Annotated in this window: 13 protein-coding genes and 1 tRNA gene; 7 read left to right on the forward strand and 7 right to left on the reverse strand. The window is 68.5% G+C overall.

The window, feature by feature from the left end:
• The first annotated feature begins 277 nt into the window (after positions 1–277).
• A complete protein-coding gene (locus tag ACZ63J_RS45360; protein ID WP_465341521.1) occupies positions 278–1,102 on the forward strand; it encodes an AfsR/SARP family transcriptional regulator in 825 nt (274 codons plus the stop codon).
• Here the strand turns inward: ACZ63J_RS45360 and ACZ63J_RS45365 are convergent.
• Positions 1,099–2,106: a class I SAM-dependent methyltransferase gene (locus ACZ63J_RS45365; protein ID WP_465406990.1), complete on the reverse strand. Its 1,008-nt coding sequence runs from the start codon at positions 2,104–2,106 to the stop codon at positions 1,099–1,101. The two genes, ACZ63J_RS45360 and ACZ63J_RS45365, sit on opposite strands and share 4 nt — an antisense overlap.
• Positions 2,107–2,165: 59 nt before the next feature.
• Positions 2,166–3,233 carry a methyltransferase family protein gene (locus ACZ63J_RS45370; protein WP_465406988.1) on the reverse strand — a complete coding sequence of 356 codons (1,068 nt, stop codon included), beginning with the start codon at positions 3,231–3,233 and terminating at the stop codon, positions 2,166–2,168.
• Positions 3,234–3,572: 339 nt separating this feature from the next.
• Here ACZ63J_RS45370 and ACZ63J_RS45375 point away from each other — a divergent pair, with 339 nt between their 5' ends.
• Both ACZ63J_RS45375 and ACZ63J_RS45380 read left to right on the forward strand, forming a co-directional pair.
• Positions 3,573–4,676 (forward strand): amidohydrolase family protein, encoded by a 1,104-nt coding sequence (locus ACZ63J_RS45375; RefSeq protein ID WP_465341518.1) that lies wholly within the window; start codon positions 3,573–3,575, stop codon positions 4,674–4,676.
• 11 nt (positions 4,677–4,687) lie between these two features.
• Positions 4,688–5,032: a Rieske (2Fe-2S) protein gene (locus tag ACZ63J_RS45380; protein ID WP_465439945.1), complete on the forward strand. Its 345-nt coding sequence runs from the start codon at positions 4,688–4,690 to the stop codon at positions 5,030–5,032.
• A gap of 45 nt (positions 5,033–5,077) precedes the next feature.
• Here the strand turns inward: ACZ63J_RS45380 and ACZ63J_RS45385 are convergent, their stop codons facing one another.
• The 4 genes from ACZ63J_RS45385 to ACZ63J_RS45400 all read right to left on the reverse strand — a co-directional run bounded on the left by ACZ63J_RS45385 (position 5,078) and on the right by ACZ63J_RS45400 (position 10,546).
• The gene (locus tag ACZ63J_RS45385; protein ID WP_465406984.1) at positions 5,078–7,981 is read right to left on the reverse strand and encodes a tetratricopeptide repeat protein; all 2,904 of its coding nucleotides are present in this window, start codon (positions 7,979–7,981) and stop codon (positions 5,078–5,080) included.
• 98 nt (positions 7,982–8,079) lie between these two features.
• Positions 8,080–8,156 (reverse strand) — tRNA-Leu (locus tag ACZ63J_RS45390).
• A gap of 24 nt (positions 8,157–8,180) precedes the next feature.
• Positions 8,181–9,521, reverse strand: a complete 1,341-nt coding sequence (locus tag ACZ63J_RS45395; protein WP_465406982.1) for a ricin-type beta-trefoil lectin domain protein — start codon at positions 9,519–9,521, stop codon at positions 8,181–8,183.
• Between the two features lie 173 nt (positions 9,522–9,694).
• A complete protein-coding gene (locus ACZ63J_RS45400; protein ID WP_465406980.1) occupies positions 9,695–10,546 on the reverse strand; it encodes an alpha/beta hydrolase in 852 nt (283 codons plus the stop codon).
• Positions 10,547–10,598: 52 nt separating this feature from the next.
• Between ACZ63J_RS45400 and ACZ63J_RS45405 the strand changes: the two genes are divergently transcribed.
• From ACZ63J_RS45405 to ACZ63J_RS45420, 4 genes are all read left to right on the forward strand, one after another.
• Positions 10,599–11,195, forward strand: coding sequence for a TetR/AcrR family transcriptional regulator (locus tag ACZ63J_RS45405; protein ID WP_465406978.1), 597 nt, complete (start codon positions 10,599–10,601; stop codon positions 11,193–11,195).
• 169 nt (positions 11,196–11,364) lie between these two features.
• The gene (locus tag ACZ63J_RS45410; RefSeq protein WP_465341513.1) at positions 11,365–11,982 is read left to right on the forward strand and encodes a YbaB/EbfC family nucleoid-associated protein; all 618 of its coding nucleotides are present in this window, start codon (positions 11,365–11,367) and stop codon (positions 11,980–11,982) included.
• Positions 11,979–12,314 (forward strand): hypothetical protein, encoded by a 336-nt coding sequence (locus ACZ63J_RS45415; protein ID WP_465406976.1) that lies wholly within the window; start codon positions 11,979–11,981, stop codon positions 12,312–12,314. The genes ACZ63J_RS45410 and ACZ63J_RS45415 overlap by 4 nt, the downstream gene beginning before the upstream one ends.
• The gene (locus tag ACZ63J_RS45420; protein ID WP_465406974.1) at positions 12,311–13,621 is read left to right on the forward strand and encodes a WXG100 family type VII secretion target; all 1,311 of its coding nucleotides are present in this window, start codon (positions 12,311–12,313) and stop codon (positions 13,619–13,621) included. Before ACZ63J_RS45415 ends, ACZ63J_RS45420 begins: the two co-directional genes overlap by 4 nt.
• Before the next feature lie 54 nt (positions 13,622–13,675).
• Here the strand turns inward: ACZ63J_RS45420 and ACZ63J_RS45425 are convergent, their stop codons facing one another.
• Complete coding sequence (locus tag ACZ63J_RS45425; RefSeq protein WP_465341508.1) at positions 13,676–15,010, reverse strand: NAD(P)/FAD-dependent oxidoreductase; 1,335 nt, start codon at positions 15,008–15,010, stop codon at positions 13,676–13,678.
• Positions 15,011–15,036 lie beyond the last annotated feature (26 nt).

The following is a 15,036-nucleotide window of genomic DNA, read 5'->3' on the forward strand; positions in this document are numbered from 1 at the left end:
GCGTCGTCGGCCCGAGGGCGGGGCCGCAGGACGCCGAGCGCCCTCGAACCCCACCGGATCGCCGCGAGCCGCGCTCTTCGTGCCCGGTTCCTAGCCACGACCCGATCGTAGGCGGGCGCCGGGCGCCCGGCTTCCACCTCGGGACAGGGACGTTCTCCACCCGTGGGAGGAGAACTCCCCTGCTCGGCAATCGATCGGCAAGTGACCGGCAAGGGGGACGCCACCCGTGAAGGCGCTCCCTACGATCGGCCTCACACCGCACGGCACCGCGTTGGGGGTGGTTGTGAGAATCGAGCTGCTCGGCGCGACGGCCATCGCGACCGCGGCCGGCCGGAGCCCGATCCGGGCCCGCAAGGTGCGCGCCATGCTGGTGCTGCTCGCGTTGAACGCCGGGCTCGCCGTGTCCTATCAGGACATGATCGACGAGCTGTGGGGCGCCAGCCACCTCAACAACGCCCGCAACGCGTTGCAGGCCAACGCGACGAGGCTGCGCAGGCTGCTGGAACCCTTCTCCGGCAACGGAGAGCTGCTCGTGACGGCGGGCGCGGGGTACCTGCTGGACGTCCCGCGGACCGACGTCGACGCGAACCTGTTCCTGGAGCTGACCGACCAGGGCGGCACGCAGGTCCGTGGCGATCCGATGAAAGCGATCGAAACCCTCGAATCGGCCCTGCGCCTGTGGCGCGGCCCCGCACTGGCCGACGCGGACGAAGGCCAGCGCGCGAAAGTGGCCGCCGCGCTGCTCGAAGAACGCCGGCTGACCGCGACCGAGGACCTGCTCGAAGCCCGGCTCGCCCTCGGCCACGGCCACCAGGTGGTGCCGGAGCTGCGTCGCCTGCTCAGCCAGTTCCCCGGTCGCGAACGGCTCACCGAGCACCTGATGCTGGCGTTGTACCGGTGCGGCCGGCAGGCCGAGGCGATCACCGTCTTCCACCAGGCGCGCCGGCACCTCGCCGACGAGTTCGGGCTGACCCCGAACCCGACGCTGCAGCAGCGGTACCAGGAGATCCTGGTGCAGGCCCCCACCCTGGCCGAGCCCTTCCCCGCCGGTCCGGCCGCACGTCCGCGCTCGGGCGCCGTGCGGCCGGGTCCCGGGTCCTAGTCGGCCGGCTCCAGCTCGAAGATCACGCTGTCGGCCGGCGTCTCGACGCGGTGCTGGGCGATCAGCCGCCACCCGCCGTCGGCGAACACGCCGTTCCACTCCTCCAGCGTCGGCAGGTAGACGCCCATCATCCGGTGCGCCACCTCGAACCCCAGGGTGAAGACGGGGATGTCGGTGTCGGGGATCGTGGTCGTGCGGGCGGTGTCGCCGAGCAGCAGCCGCCGGACGTTCGGGAACGCCTCGCGCAGCCGGCGCAGGGACACGACGCAGTCCTCGCGCGGCCACAGGTCGTGCCCCATCAGGAAGCAGGTCAGCAGGTCGACGTCGGCGAACTCCGGGCGCGGCCGCGGGGCGGTCGCGTCGTCCTTCACGAACGACACCCGGTCGGCGAGCCCGGCCGCGGCCACCGACTCCTGGGCGACGCGCAGGGCGCCGTCGGCGATGTCGATGCCGAGGCCGGTCGAGCCCGGGCGCTGCTTCAGGACCTTGATGACCCGCTCGGCGCTGCCGCAGCCGAGGTCGGCGACCTTCGTGAACTCCAGCGTCTTCACGATCTCGTTGAAGATCGGGTCGAAGAAGTTGGTGTTGATCTCCCGGCAGGCGATCGCGATGGCCGCCGAGTCGCGGTGGAAGTACTCGCCGACCCGGTTCTCGTTGCGCAGCACGGCGGTCATGTCCGCGAACAGCTCGGCGCACCCGCGCGAGAGCCAGTGGTGGAACGCGCGCGTCCGCACCACTTCGGCGAAGTTCACGTCGCAGAACACCGCGCCGTCCCGGCGTTCCACGACCCGCACGCTGGCGAGCGCGTGGAAGAGGGCTTCGGTCGACGCCACGTCGAGGTCGTGCCGGGCGGCGAAGTCGGCCACCTCGAGCTTGTCGTTGGCGGCCAGCTCGTCCAGCGCGCCGAGCTCCCACGCCGCGCTGATCGCGGACGAGGCCACGGCGGCGTTGTAGATGTCGGCAGCGGTCATCCTGGCCGGGGCCAGCAGTAGTTGTTCGGTCACTTCGGTGCCTCCCAAGGCTTGGTGCACTGACAGCGGGCCCGGCCGGGCCGCCGGTGAGATCACGCGCGCTGCGCGAGGAGAATCCGGTGCATCGGGGTGTCGACCAGCGCGGTCCGCCGCAGGCCGGCCCGGGCGAGCCAGCCGTCGTACTCGGCGAGGGAGTACGAGTCGCCGCCGCCGGTGACGAGCATCGACGCGGCGAACAGCCGGAAGAACCGGTTCTGCACCGACTGCGGCTCGCGGCGGTCGTCCACGATCTGGTCGACGATGGCGACCACGCCGCCCTCGCCCACCGCGTCGGCCGCCTTGCGGAGCAGGTCCTGCGCGCCGGCGGGGGTCTGCAGGTGGATGATGTTCACCAGCAGCACGAGGTCGTGCCCGGTTTCCCAGTCCCCGACGAAGAAGTCCTGGACCCGGGTCATGAAGCGGTCGCCGACGTCGAGCTGGGCGGCCTGGTCCATGGCGATCAGCACCATGCGTTCGGCGTCGAGGCCGACCGCGTCCAGCCCGTCGAACCGTTGCAGGAGCAGCTGGCTGTAGATCCCGGTGCCGCAGCCGACGTCGACCATCGACCGCGGCCCGTCCGCCGTCCAGCCGCGTTCGGTCAGCTCGGCGGTGAGCGCTTCGACGATCGGCGGGGCCCAGAAGTTGATGCCCTTGGCGACGGATTCGTAGTCTTCGGTGGACAGCTGGTTGGCCTGGGTCTGGTACTCACCGCCGTCGTCGACGGCCGGGCGCCGGACGTGCCGGGCGAAGTCCCGCCACGCGTCCCAGCCGATCGTGCGGTCGTAGCCGATCCGCCCGGCGAGGCTGTAGAGGCCGTCGGGCAGCAGGCATTCGGCCATGCCCTCGACCAGCCAGTACCGGCCGCCGTCGGTGCGGTGCACGATTTCGTAGCAGTACAGGCCGTCGAGCAGCATCCGCAGGCCCTGGGGGTCGGCGTCCAGCCGGCCGGCCAGGTCCGTGGCCGTCGCCGGGCCGTCGGCCAGCGCGGTGAACACCCCGAGGTCGAACGCGGCCTCGATCATCCCGGGGGCGAACATCGCGATCAGGTGCTCGTAGATCCGGTGGGAAGCCCGCACGACCGCGGTGTCCCGCGGATCGCTGACCAGCTTCGCGTTGTCCACCAGAGGGGCCAACCCCGCGGCAGGCGCCGTGCCTGCCGCCGGGTTTCCGGCGCTTTTCCCGTGGTGAGTGGAAATATCAACCGTCGTCATCGGTCCCCATTTGTTTTCGAGCACATCTCTCGGGCATGACGTGCTTTCCCGGTGATTTTTTCCGCAGAGGCCAACGTAGCAATGGGCGCTGACGGCTCGTTGACCGATCATTGATGCCGCCGGAACGGCAAAAGCGGCAACTGGAGGGGCAAGTGCCGGAAAGACAGGCAAGGCCGCTTTCCAGGGCCGGACCAGGAGCTACGCTCGGGCGGCACCGGTTCGGCGATTCTGGCGGGATAAGGGGACTTCATGACGACGATCGTTTCCGAACAGGTCTCCGAGGAGGAGACGCTGCCGCCACCGGCCCCGGTCATCGACACCGACGTGCACGAAATGATTTCGGGCCCGCGGTTCGCGTTCTACATCGACGAGCCGTACCGCAGCCGGATCAACATCAACAACTGGACCGGCGTCCACCTGCCCTACACGTGGCCGACGACGGGCGGCATCGCCCGCCCGGACGCGATCAGCAGCCCCGGCACCCGCGCCGGCTCGGACTACCAGCTGATGCGCGAGCAGCACCTCGACCGCTACAACGTCCAGCACGCCGTCCTGACCGGGCTGGTGTACCCGACCGAGTTCAAGACCCAGCCCGACTTCGCGACGGCGATCGCCCGCGGCTACAACAACTGGCTGATGCGCGAGTGGCTGCGCAAGGACGAGCGGTTCCTGGGGTCGATGCACATCGCGGCCCAGGACCCGGCCTCGGCGGTGGCGGAGATCGACCGGGTCGGCCCGCACCCCCGCATCGTCCAGATCATGCTGCCGGCGATTTCCCACGACACGCTGGGCCGCGAGTTCTACCACCCGGTGTACGAAGCAGCGGTCCGCCACGACCTGGCCGTCGGCTTCCACCACGGAACGACATCAGAGACGGCGGTCGGCCTACCCCCGTTCTTCCTCGAGTGGCACACGGCGGTCACCCAGGCGTGGCAGTCCCAGCTGATCAGCCTGGTGGCGGGCGGCGTGTTCGAGAAGTTCCCGACGTTGCGGGTGGTGATGGTCGAGTCGAGCTGGACGTGGCTGCCGCACCTGATGTGGCGGTTCGACCAGAACTATCGAGCCCTGCGCCGTGAGGTGCCGTGGGTCAAGCGCCTGCCGAGCGAGTACATCCGCGAGCAGGTGAAGTTCACGACGCAGCCGATGGAGTACGTCGAGAACCCGAGGCACATGCTGGAGATGTTCGAGATGGTCGGCAACGACGAGTTCCTGATGTTTTCCTCGGACTACCCCCACTGGGACTCCGACACCCCGGAGCGGTCGCTCCCGACGAGCTTCTCACCGGAGTTGAAGCGAAAGGTCTTGTACGACAACGCGGCCAAGTTCTACCGGCTCGGGGAGTACGCGAAGTGACCCGCCACGTGGTGTGCCCGACAGCCGAGCTCCCACCCGGCCGCACAAGGCTGTTCACGCACGAGAACCGCCGAATAGTGATAGCGGCGCTACCGGGAGGCGAGTACCGGGCGCTGTCGGACCACTGCCCCCACCACGGCGGGTCCTTGTCGTCGGGTTCGTTGGAGCGAATGTGGCAGGCGGACGCGTGCGGCAGGCACGTGCCGGACGAGGACCGCTGGGTGGTGGTGTGCCCGTTCCACAACTACGAGATCGACGTGCGAACTGGTCGGCCGGTGGTGAAACTGGGCCGCCGGTCTCGCGCGGCTACGTATGAGGTGGACGCCGAGGACGGGTTCGTGGTGCTTTACGTGTAGCGATGGCACCCGCTGTCCTCACAGCGGTAGTCGATGCACGCCGTATTACGTGACGCCAAGCCTTCGTACCAGCTCGGCGGCCTCGGCGGTCACCATTGCCAGGAGGACTTCGTCGTCGGCGATGGCCTCGGCCCAGTCCAGCAAAGCGTTGCGGACCCGGTTGCCATCGACCGGCCGAGTCACGCCGAGCCGTCCGGTGAAGGGCTCGATCGACTCACCGGCGTCGGCCGCGGCGAGCCGGCAAGATCCGTGCACCAAGAGGGCTCCGGCGAGATTGCCTGCGTGTTCGGCGGGCTGATCGTCAGTCAGCTCGGTGAGCACCACCACCGCCCGCTCGGCGAGGCCGAGCCCGTCCAGGGCCTCGTCGAGGTTCAAGTGTGCGGACGCCATTCTCGTCAGGGACTCGGCGAGAAAGACGCCGTACCTGGCGCCGTACTGCTTTGCCATCACCGTCGAAAGGTCGGCGACTTCCTGCGCGGTCCGGAGCACTTTCCGCCACTGTCCGAGTTCGCTGTACCGGTCCGAGAGCCTGAACAACGCCCCGACCAGCCCCAGCTGATGCGTGTCCGGCTGCTCGTTCGCCAGCTCACCGTAGGCGCGTACTTCCCCGGCACTGACCGCCAAGGCGTCCTCGGGCCGGCCGAGAGTGTCGAGAAGCCGGCTCTGCACCGTCAGAAAACCCGCGCGGAAGGCCAGGAACTCCGATGCGTCTCCGCTCTGCCGAGCGAACTCGTCGATCAACCTCGCTGCGCGAAGGACCAGGTCGGCCGCCCGGTCGGTCTGGCCGAGTCGCTCCGTCGCGACGCTCAGCTCGTGCAACGTCCTGAGCGTCGCCAAGGGCGGTGCATCCTCGATGTCCTTCAATGTGGTGAAGGCTTCCATCGCGTGGTGCTGGCTGAGCCGGAACTCTCCGAGCTGGTTGCACGCCGCGGCCATTTCGCACAGCGACGTGACGACCATCAGAGTGTCGTCCGTGCTCCTCCAGTAGGCCAAGGCGTCGGACATGACGTTCAACGCCTCGAGGGCATTCCCGGTGTTCGCCAGCCATCGTGCCCACTGTCCCCGCAGCTCCGCGATCTGGTGGGGATCGACCGGGTCGCGTTCCGTCTCCTGCCGCACCAGCCGCTCGAAGAAACCGACGGCGACGTCTTCGAAGGCCAAACTGCTCAGGGGCAGGTGATCGGCCATCCCGGCGGTGAGGTCGCCGGTGCTCAGGAGTTCCTTCAGCACCTCGACGATCGTTCGGTTGGGGGTCTGTGTCGCGACGTTCTTCGCTTGCTCCAGGCGATGTTCCAGGTCGGCGGACAGGATGGCGGCCATCGCTTCACGCGCGTCCTCGTGCCATTCCGCCACGCGAGCGAGAACGGTCAGCGCGCGAGTCACCTGCGAATCGTCCAGAAGGGGCGCGAGGGCAGCCGCGAGCTCCGGATCTTCGGTCAGCACATCGGCAACGAGGTGTTCACCGAGCCGGTCCGGCCGAAGGGGGTTCACCACGTTCGGCCCGGGAAAGCAGTCCCGGAGCCATTCGAGGTATTCGGCGGCTTTGCCGCGGATCGGTCGAACCACCTCGAGGGCGGCCAGAGCCTGGTTCGTGTTCTGCGCCCCGACCAGGGTGGCGACTGCCACAGCCAGGCGCAGCGGCTTCAGCCTGCCGGACAGGCCGGCTGCTTTGGCGGACTCCTGCCAATACCTCTGCTCGTGATGGAGCACGCGGAGCACCGGGGTTTCGGGGGCGGACGGCTGCGCGCCGGCGTGCGCGTCCAGCACAGCGGCGAGGGCGGCGGCCTGGATGTCGAGAAACTGGTTGTAGCGCGGATGGTCCAGATCGATCGGCGACGGGACTGCTGTTTCGGAGTATCCGAGACAGCGGCTGAACGCTTGCGTGGCGGTGCCGAAGTGTTTGGCGCGGGAGGGGCCGACGGGTAGTTCACCGACTTCGTGGCTGACAGGATCCAGGAACAGCTTCGAGATCACGTCATCCTTGATGCCGATCAGTGCGTCGTGCCACGCACTCGCGGCGCGGCCGAGGAGCAGCAGCCGGGACCTGTCGGCGCTCGGTGAGCGGTGAAGCAGCACCTCGGCCAGGTGGAGGACCTGGTCAGGTCGCCCTTCGGCGTAGTCGACGACGAGCAGGACGTCGCCAGGCACGGACTTGACACGATCGAGCACCTCAGGGGTCGCGTCGGCTCGGACGAACCCGGCGTGCCAGCCGTCGTCACGGGCTCGGTGGATCATCTCCGTCGCCAACCTGGTCTTTCCCCGGCCGCCGGGACCGACGATCAACCTGGCTTCGACCGCAGGCGTCGCTCCGAGCCATTCCACGAGTTCGCCGAGCGGACTGCCGTCCTCGACGAAGCCGACCACTCGGCGGTCGGGTCGCAGCAGCTCGCTGGGAGTGAAGCCACGAGCTCCGTCCAGCGGCTTCGGGTCGGCATCGATGACATCCGGCAGCGCGAGTTCCGGAGCACAGCGAAGGATCCCCGCCAGGAGAAGGCGAAGGTTCTCGTCCAGCTCGCGGGACCTCAAGTGGCATCGTTGCAGCCGGGCCAACTCGGCGAGGTCGTCGGGCAGGTCCTCGGCCCGAGGCGCGACGCCGTCCTCCATAATCACCTGAATGACCGCGGTGCCCTGGTCGAGGGCCTGCCGGATCTCCATCCGGACCCAGTCGCCCGGCCGATCGATCAGGCGTGTGCCGGAGTTCTCCGGGTCGGGGGCGAGCCAGTCGCGCCCGATCAGGACGAGCAGCACCCGCGACTGCTTCAGCGCCGCCCGGATATCGTCCGGGTACCTGCGGCCAGGCTCGAGTGACTGGTGGTCCAGGAAGACACTACCGGGGCCGAAATGCCCGGTCAGTTCCCGCGCCACGGCCGATGCGGCGAAGGCCGTGTCCCGCGTGCGGTAGTTCACGAAGATACTGGTCAACACCGTGCCCTCTCGGAAGACGGCCACGATACGACCAGACGGGCCTCACTCGGGCGAGGCTTCGGCAGGTCCAGGTGCATTGTCCGGAAACTGTCCACAATGCCGCTCGACTTTGCCGATGCGGTTGGTGCCCCCGACGGGATTCGAACCCGCACTGAATCGATTTTAAGTCGACTGCCTCTGCCGGTTGGGCTACGGGGGCACCGCACACTCTAGGTGATGGCCGTCAGTTCAGCGTCCACGACTGGTTCGCCGCGCCCGTGCAGGTCCAGATCTGGAGCGGGGTGCCGTCCGCCGAGCTGGGGCCCGTTGCGTCCAGGCACTTGCCCGATGTCGGGTTCACCAGCTGGTTTCCCGATCGGGACCACTGCTGGGCGCCCGTTCCGTTGCAGTCGTACAGCTGGACCTTCGACCCGTTCGCCGTGCCCGCCGCGTTCACGTCCAGGCACTTGCCGAGGGCACGCAGCGTGCCTGAGGTCGACGTCCACTGCTGGGCGTTCGTTCCGTTGCACGTGTACAGGTCCACCGTCGTCCCGTTGGCCGACGATGCGCCCGCCACGTCCACGCACTTGCCGCCGTAGCCGGTGATCGTGCCGCCCGAAGGAGGCGGCGGGGTGGTCGTGCCGCCCGTGATCGCGTTGAAGATGCGCGAATACGCGTAGCCCGTCGCGCGGTCGTAGTCCTGGACCTCCCAGAACGACAGCTCCGCGACGCCGTTCTGGGCCGCGAACGTCTCCAGCTGCTGGGCGTCGGACTGGCTGAACTGCGCGCCGTCGTCGTTGCGGCCGGCGATCGGGGTCAGGCCCATCATCGCGTACGCCGCCGACGTCGAAATGCCGTACAGGCTCGCCAGCTGGGACGCCGACGCGCGGGCCGCCGACAGGGCGTCACCCAGGACCGGCTGGCCGTCGTAGAAGTCCATCACCATCAGGTTGACGACGCTGACCTTCACACCCTTGTTCTTCGCGTCGCGCAGCAGGTCGAGCTCGTTCGACGGGATGCCCGTCGGGTCGACCGCGAGCGTGTAGTCGACCTGGACCGCCGAGTTCTGCTGCTGCAATGCGGCCAACGCGGAGTTGCGGCGCTGGTTCGAGCCCGTGTCGTTCAGGACGCCGCCCTCGATGTCGAAGTCGAGGCGGGGCGTGCCGTAGGTGTTGACGACGTTGGCGTACGCCGCCGTCAGGCTCGCGGTGTTCGTGCAGGTCTGGGCCAGCTCGCCGCCCTCCGCGCCGCCGAACGACGGGATGACGTTGCCGCCCGCGGCCTGCAGGGCGCTGATCTGCGACTTGAACGAGCCGACGCCGGTGCCGTTCGCCTCCCACACCGGCGTGCAGCCGGACTGCGGGGTCAGGAACGCCAGCGTGAAGAACTTCGTGCCGGTGGCGTTCATGTCGGCGGCCATGTCGCCGGCGTCGGAGTCGCTGATCTGCAGGTACGGCGCCGCGTAGTGGGCCGGGAAGGCGGGCCCGGCCGCGGCGGCCGTCGCCGGGGTGGTCACGAGGACGGCGGCGCTCAGCACGGCCGGCAAGGCCGCGACGAGTGCCGCTCTGGTGCGGGAAAAGGGCATGACTGAGCTCCAGGGGGACCGTGGGGAGGGAGCCGGAGCGGACTTATTCCGCGTTGTGAAGAAAGGGATACCCGCTCAGCGGCCCAGTTGTCCAGACCATGTCGCTCACCGGCACACAGTCGGTCAATTCCCCTTAAAACTCCTGAAACACCCGTTCTCTCGCGCAACACGACTTACCGGGCGCGGCACGTCCTGAGGTAGCTGAGGAACGAAGCCTGCAGGCCGGTCACATGCGTTTCACGCAGGACCGCACTGCTGACGGTTCCCCGTGAACCGAGACGGTGCAGAACAGCCGCCGTGTTCCGGGCGAGGTTCTGATAGATGGCCAGATCTCCGAGAAGCTCCCGGTCGTTGAAAGTCACGTGAAGCTTGGCGGCGAGCCGGCTGTCACCCAGCTCCTGAAGCTGAGCGAAGACCCGGCTGCCCTCGCTGGCCACACCAGGGCTGCCCGCCCCGACGCTCTCGAAGAGCGCGCAATCGCTGAGCCACGCGTAAAGGCTGAAAAGTCCCCCATAGGAATACCCGAAAAGGCCGTGACCGCCCGCGGCCGTGCCGTAGTCACGCTCGATTCGCGGATGCAGTTCCGCGGTGAGAAAGTGCAGAAACGCATCGGCGTGAGTGTCGCGCAACTCGGCGAGATACGCGTCGGCCTCCTCGCGCGTCATCGCCCCGGCCTGCAGGCCCAGCTCCACCGCGTCGACGAACTCCGGGGCGATCGGCTCGCCGGGCGGCACCAGATCCCTGTTGCGCAGCCGCGCCCAGTGCCGGGCCTCCTCGCCCGCGTAGCCGACGCTGACCTGGAGGTACGGCTCGATCCGCTGCATCGGGTCCAGCTGCGTGACGATGAGCGGCGCCGTCATGCCCACGGCCCAGTTGCCGTCGAGCACGTACACCACCGGCGCCCGTGTCGAGGCCGGGTCGTAGCCCGGCGGCGTCGTGACCCAGACGCCGTAGTCGTGCCCGCCGCTCGACCGCAGCTCGAAGTAGTCGGTGTCGGCCAGGCAGCCCTGCCACATGACGCTCATCGCAAGTCCCCTCCGTTGGCAGCCTGTCTTTTCCAATGGATAAACTGCCGGGGTGAACCTGTCAAGCTCAGCGCCGAAGGGCGACGCGCGCGAGCGGCTCCTGGCCCGGCTTCTCGACGCCTTCGACGAGGCCCTTCCCTCGCCGGACGTTTCGCTCCGCGAGATCGCCGCCCGGGCCGAGACCAGCCACGCCCTGCTGCGCTACCACTTCGGGTCCCTCTCGGGCGTCCTGGCGGCCATGCTCGAGGCGCAGCGATCCCGGGACAACGAGGCGCTTTTCGAGGCCGCCCGGAAAGGCGCCACTTTCGACGACCTCGTCGTCGCGATCTGGCGGGCCTACATCCGCCCGGAACAGCTCTCGCGCGCCCGCGGCTTCTTTCACGTCGTGGGGCTGGCCGCGTACCGGCCGGACGACTTCCGCGACTTCGTCGACTCGCTCGACGACCTGACCCGGATGCTGGCCTCGCTCGCGGAACAGGAAGGGCTCGGCGCCGAGGAAGCACTGACGACGGCCACCGTCACGATCGCCGCGATTCGCGGGCTGCTCCTGCAGGCGGTCCTGAGCCCGGAAACACCCTCGGCGGACGCCGTCGCCCTGATCCTGCGAATGCGGACAAACCAGACAAGCCAGCCGGGCTCGAAGCCCTGAGCGACGCTCTCCCACACTGCCCGACCAGGTCATACTTTTTGATTATTTCGGGCACTTCGCGCCTGCCGGGCGATGAGCATGCAGTAACGTCGCTCTGTCCAACAGACCCCATTCAGGTTAAGGCGAGGTGACGCTCCACCTCGCCCGAACGTTCGAGTCGAGGCGGCGCATGCACCCTGAACTTCAACCGGGCGAGGACTTCGCCCTGCTCCTGGAGCGGGAGGCCCGGAAACTCCAGGAACGCGGCGAAGCACTGGCGGCGGCGTTCGCCGCGGCCGGGTCCACCGTGCGGTCCCCGGACGGTTCGGTGACGGTGACCGTGGAGGCCAACGGTTCGCTCAGCTCGATCGAGTTCGGCAACCGGGCCTGCGGGCTGGGACCGGCCAACCTCGGCGCGCTGGTCATGAAGACGGTGCGCGAGGCGCAGCGCAAGACCGCCGGCAAGGTCGTGGACACCTACTCCGAGATCAACGGGGACGACCAGGCCGCCCAGCTGGTCCGGACCTTTCTGCCGAAGGTCGAGGAGGCCGAAGAAAGCGCTCCCGAGCAGGACAAGTGGGCTCCGGAAGCGCACGACGAAGAGCCGGCCGGACGGCGGATGCCGCCGCCGGGCCGCCCGATGCCCCCGATGCCGCCCCCGGGGCGCCCGATGCCGCCGCCGGGTGGGGCCATGCCGCCGCAGCCGGGGCGTCCGATGCCGCCGCAGCCGGGCCGGCCCGCGCCACCGCCCCCCGCGCCGCCGCGGCGGTCGCAACCCTTCGACGACGAAGAAATGAGGCCCTGGTGAGCGACGGGATCGCAGCACGCTGGGAGGCACTGGGCACCTTCGCCACGTACCTCGACGACCTCGAACAGACCCTGCAGCAGAGCGCGGACATGGTCGGCAGCTGCGTGGGCGACCCGGGCATCTTCGGCATCACCGGCGGCCAGCTCTACGGGGCCGGCGCCAGCATGCACTGCGCGAAGGCGCGGGACCACCTGCACGACTATTCGTCGAAGGTGAAGGACTTCTCGGACAAGGTCCGCGACGCCACGAAGAAGTACCAGGAGGGCGACCAGGAGGCGGAGGCCACGATCACGGGCGCCGCCAAGGGCCTGGGAGAGGTGAAGGTCAAGTGAGCGACGAGTACCACCGCGGCGATTTCGGCAACAACGCCGGGGTCAAGGCCGACGACTTCAAGGACCCGGAGAACCCGGGCGGGGGCGACACCGCCGGCGCGGGTTTCTTCGACACCGCGTTCGGGCTGAAGAAAGCGGTTGCCGAGGGCGACAGCCTCAGCATCGGCATGGCGTCGGTCGGCATGGCGGTCGACATCCTCGGCATGGTCCTCGACCCGCTGGGGTCGTTGCTCACCGCCGGGATCGGCTGGCTGATCGAGCACCTGGTCATCTTCCGCTGGCCGCTGGACGTCCTGATGGGTGATCCCAAGGGCATCGACGCGGCCAAGGAGGCGATCTGGGCCGAGGGCAAGAAGGTCCGGGAGGAGTCGGAGAAGCACAAGACGGCCACCCAAGAGGTCCTGAAGACCTGGTCGGGTGACGCGGCGGAGAAGTTCCGCACCGACATGGAGGGCGTCACCGCCCAGATCGACGCGCTGGCCGACTACGTCGACTTCGCCGGCAAGCAGATGGCGATCGCGGGCGGCCTCATCGGCACGGTGCGCGGCATCATCCGCGACCTCATCGCGATGACGCTGGCCGGCATCGTCAAGGCCGCGATCATCGCGGTGGCGCTGGCGCCGGTGACGTTCGGCGGCTCGATCATCGCGGCGATCACCAGCACGATCGTCGAGGTCGGGGTGGCGATCGGCAAGATCGGCACGAAGATCGCCGACCTCGCCAAGAAGCTCGCCGAGATGCTCAAGCTGCTGGCCAAGACCCGCGGCGCGGCCGACGACGTCGTGAAGAACGCGATCGGCGACGGCCTCGGCAAGGTCAAGCTGCCGAAGCCCGGGCCGCACACCCCCAAGCCGCCGGCCGGCGAACCGCACGGCGGCAACCAGGTGGTCAAGCACGATCCCAACGCGGGCGGCGGGAAGAAGCCGGAGGACACCACCCCGGAGGGGAAGAAGCCGGAGGACACCACGCCCGACCCGAACAAGCCGAAGACCCTCGGCGACAAGGTCACCCGCATGGTGCGCGACAAGCTGGCCAAGGAACTGGAAGCGAAAGCGTCGACGAAGGAGGAGAAGGATGAGATGAAAAAGCTCCTCGAAAACTTCGACAAATGGGCCGGCGCGCCGATCACCTTCACGAGCGGCAACTCCAAGAAGGCGTTGGAGGGCATCGAGAAGGTCGTGAAGGTCATGAGCGACCCGACGTACGGCGTCCAGGGCCTGGGCGGGAAGACCATCATCGACATGATGAAGGCCATCCCGCCGGCCGCGAAGGACGACCCGCCGGAGGACGACGAGGCGGAGAAGTAAGCACAAAAAACGGGGCCCCGGAGAGAATCCGGGGCCCCGTTTTTTGGTTCTGACTCAGGACTTCGAGACGCGCGCGAACTCGTCCTTCGGGTTGTTGATCTGACCCAGCGAAATGACCTCACGCCGGAACAACCCACCGAGGATCCAGTCGAAGAGAATCCGGATCTTGCGGTTCCACGTCGGCATCGCCTTGAGGTGGTACGCGCGGTGGAAGAGCCACGCCGGGAAGCCCTTGATCTTCAGGTTCAGCGCGTCGGCCACACCCTTGTGCAGACCGAGGCTGGCCACCGCGCCGAGGTTCTTGTGGTAGTAGTCCTTCGGCTTTCCGCCGCGGATCACCTTGATGATGTTCTTCGCCAGCAGCGTCGCCTGGCGGACGGCGTGCTGCGCGTTCGGCGGGCACGTCGCCGTCGGGTCCTCTTCGGTGCGCGAGAGGTCCGGGATCGCCGCGTTGTCGCCCGCGGTCCAGACGTCCGGGTGGCCGACCACCTGCATCGCGGCCGTCGCCTCGACGCGGCCGCGCTTGTCGAGCGGGAGGTCCGAGTCGGCCAGGACCGGGTTGGCCTTCACGCCCGCCGTCCAGATGAGCGTGTCGGTGTCGAACTCCGTGCCGTCCGAGAGCACGACGTGGCCGTTCTCGAACGACTTCGCCGCCGTCGACAGGTACACCTCGATGCCGCGCTTCTCCAGCTGCTCGACCGTGTACACACCGAGGGTCTCGCGGACCTCGGGCAGGATGCGGCCGGCCGCCTCGACGAGAACCCAGCGGACGTCGGCCGGCTGGATGTTCGGGTAGTAGTTCTCCACCGCGAACCGGGTCATGTCCTCGAGCTCGGCCAGCGCCTCGATGCCTGCGAACCCGCCGCCGACGACGGTGAACGTCAGCAGGCGCTTGCGCAGCTCGGGGTCCAGCGTGCTGGCGGCCTCGTCGAGCTTCGTCATGATGTGGTTGCGGAGGTAGATCGCCTCGCCGATGGTCTTGAAGGCGATGCCCTGCTCGACCAGGCCCGGGATCGGCAGGATCCGGGCGACGGCGCCGAGCGCGACGACCAGGACGTCGTACCCCAGCTGCTCGATGTGGCCGTCGGCCGCCTCGACCGTGACGGACTTCTTCTCGTTCTCGATCTTGGTGACGCGCGCGGTCAGCACGTGGCACCGCTTGAGGACGCGCCGCAGCGGCACGACCACGTGCCGGGGCTCGATCGCGCCGGCCGCGGCCTCCGGGAGGAACGGCGCGTAGGTCATGTGGGGCTGCGGGTCAACGACGGTCACGGAGGCCTCGTTGGCCCGGAGCATCTTCTGGAGGCCGTACGCCGTGTAGAGCCCGACGTACCCACCACCGAGGACGAGGATCCGAGTCGGTTCCGACTTCGACTTCGCAGCAGCCATGACCTCATAGTCGCACCTTCACACGG

The sequence above is a fragment of the Amycolatopsis sp. NPDC104863 genome, from assembly GCF_055582965.1.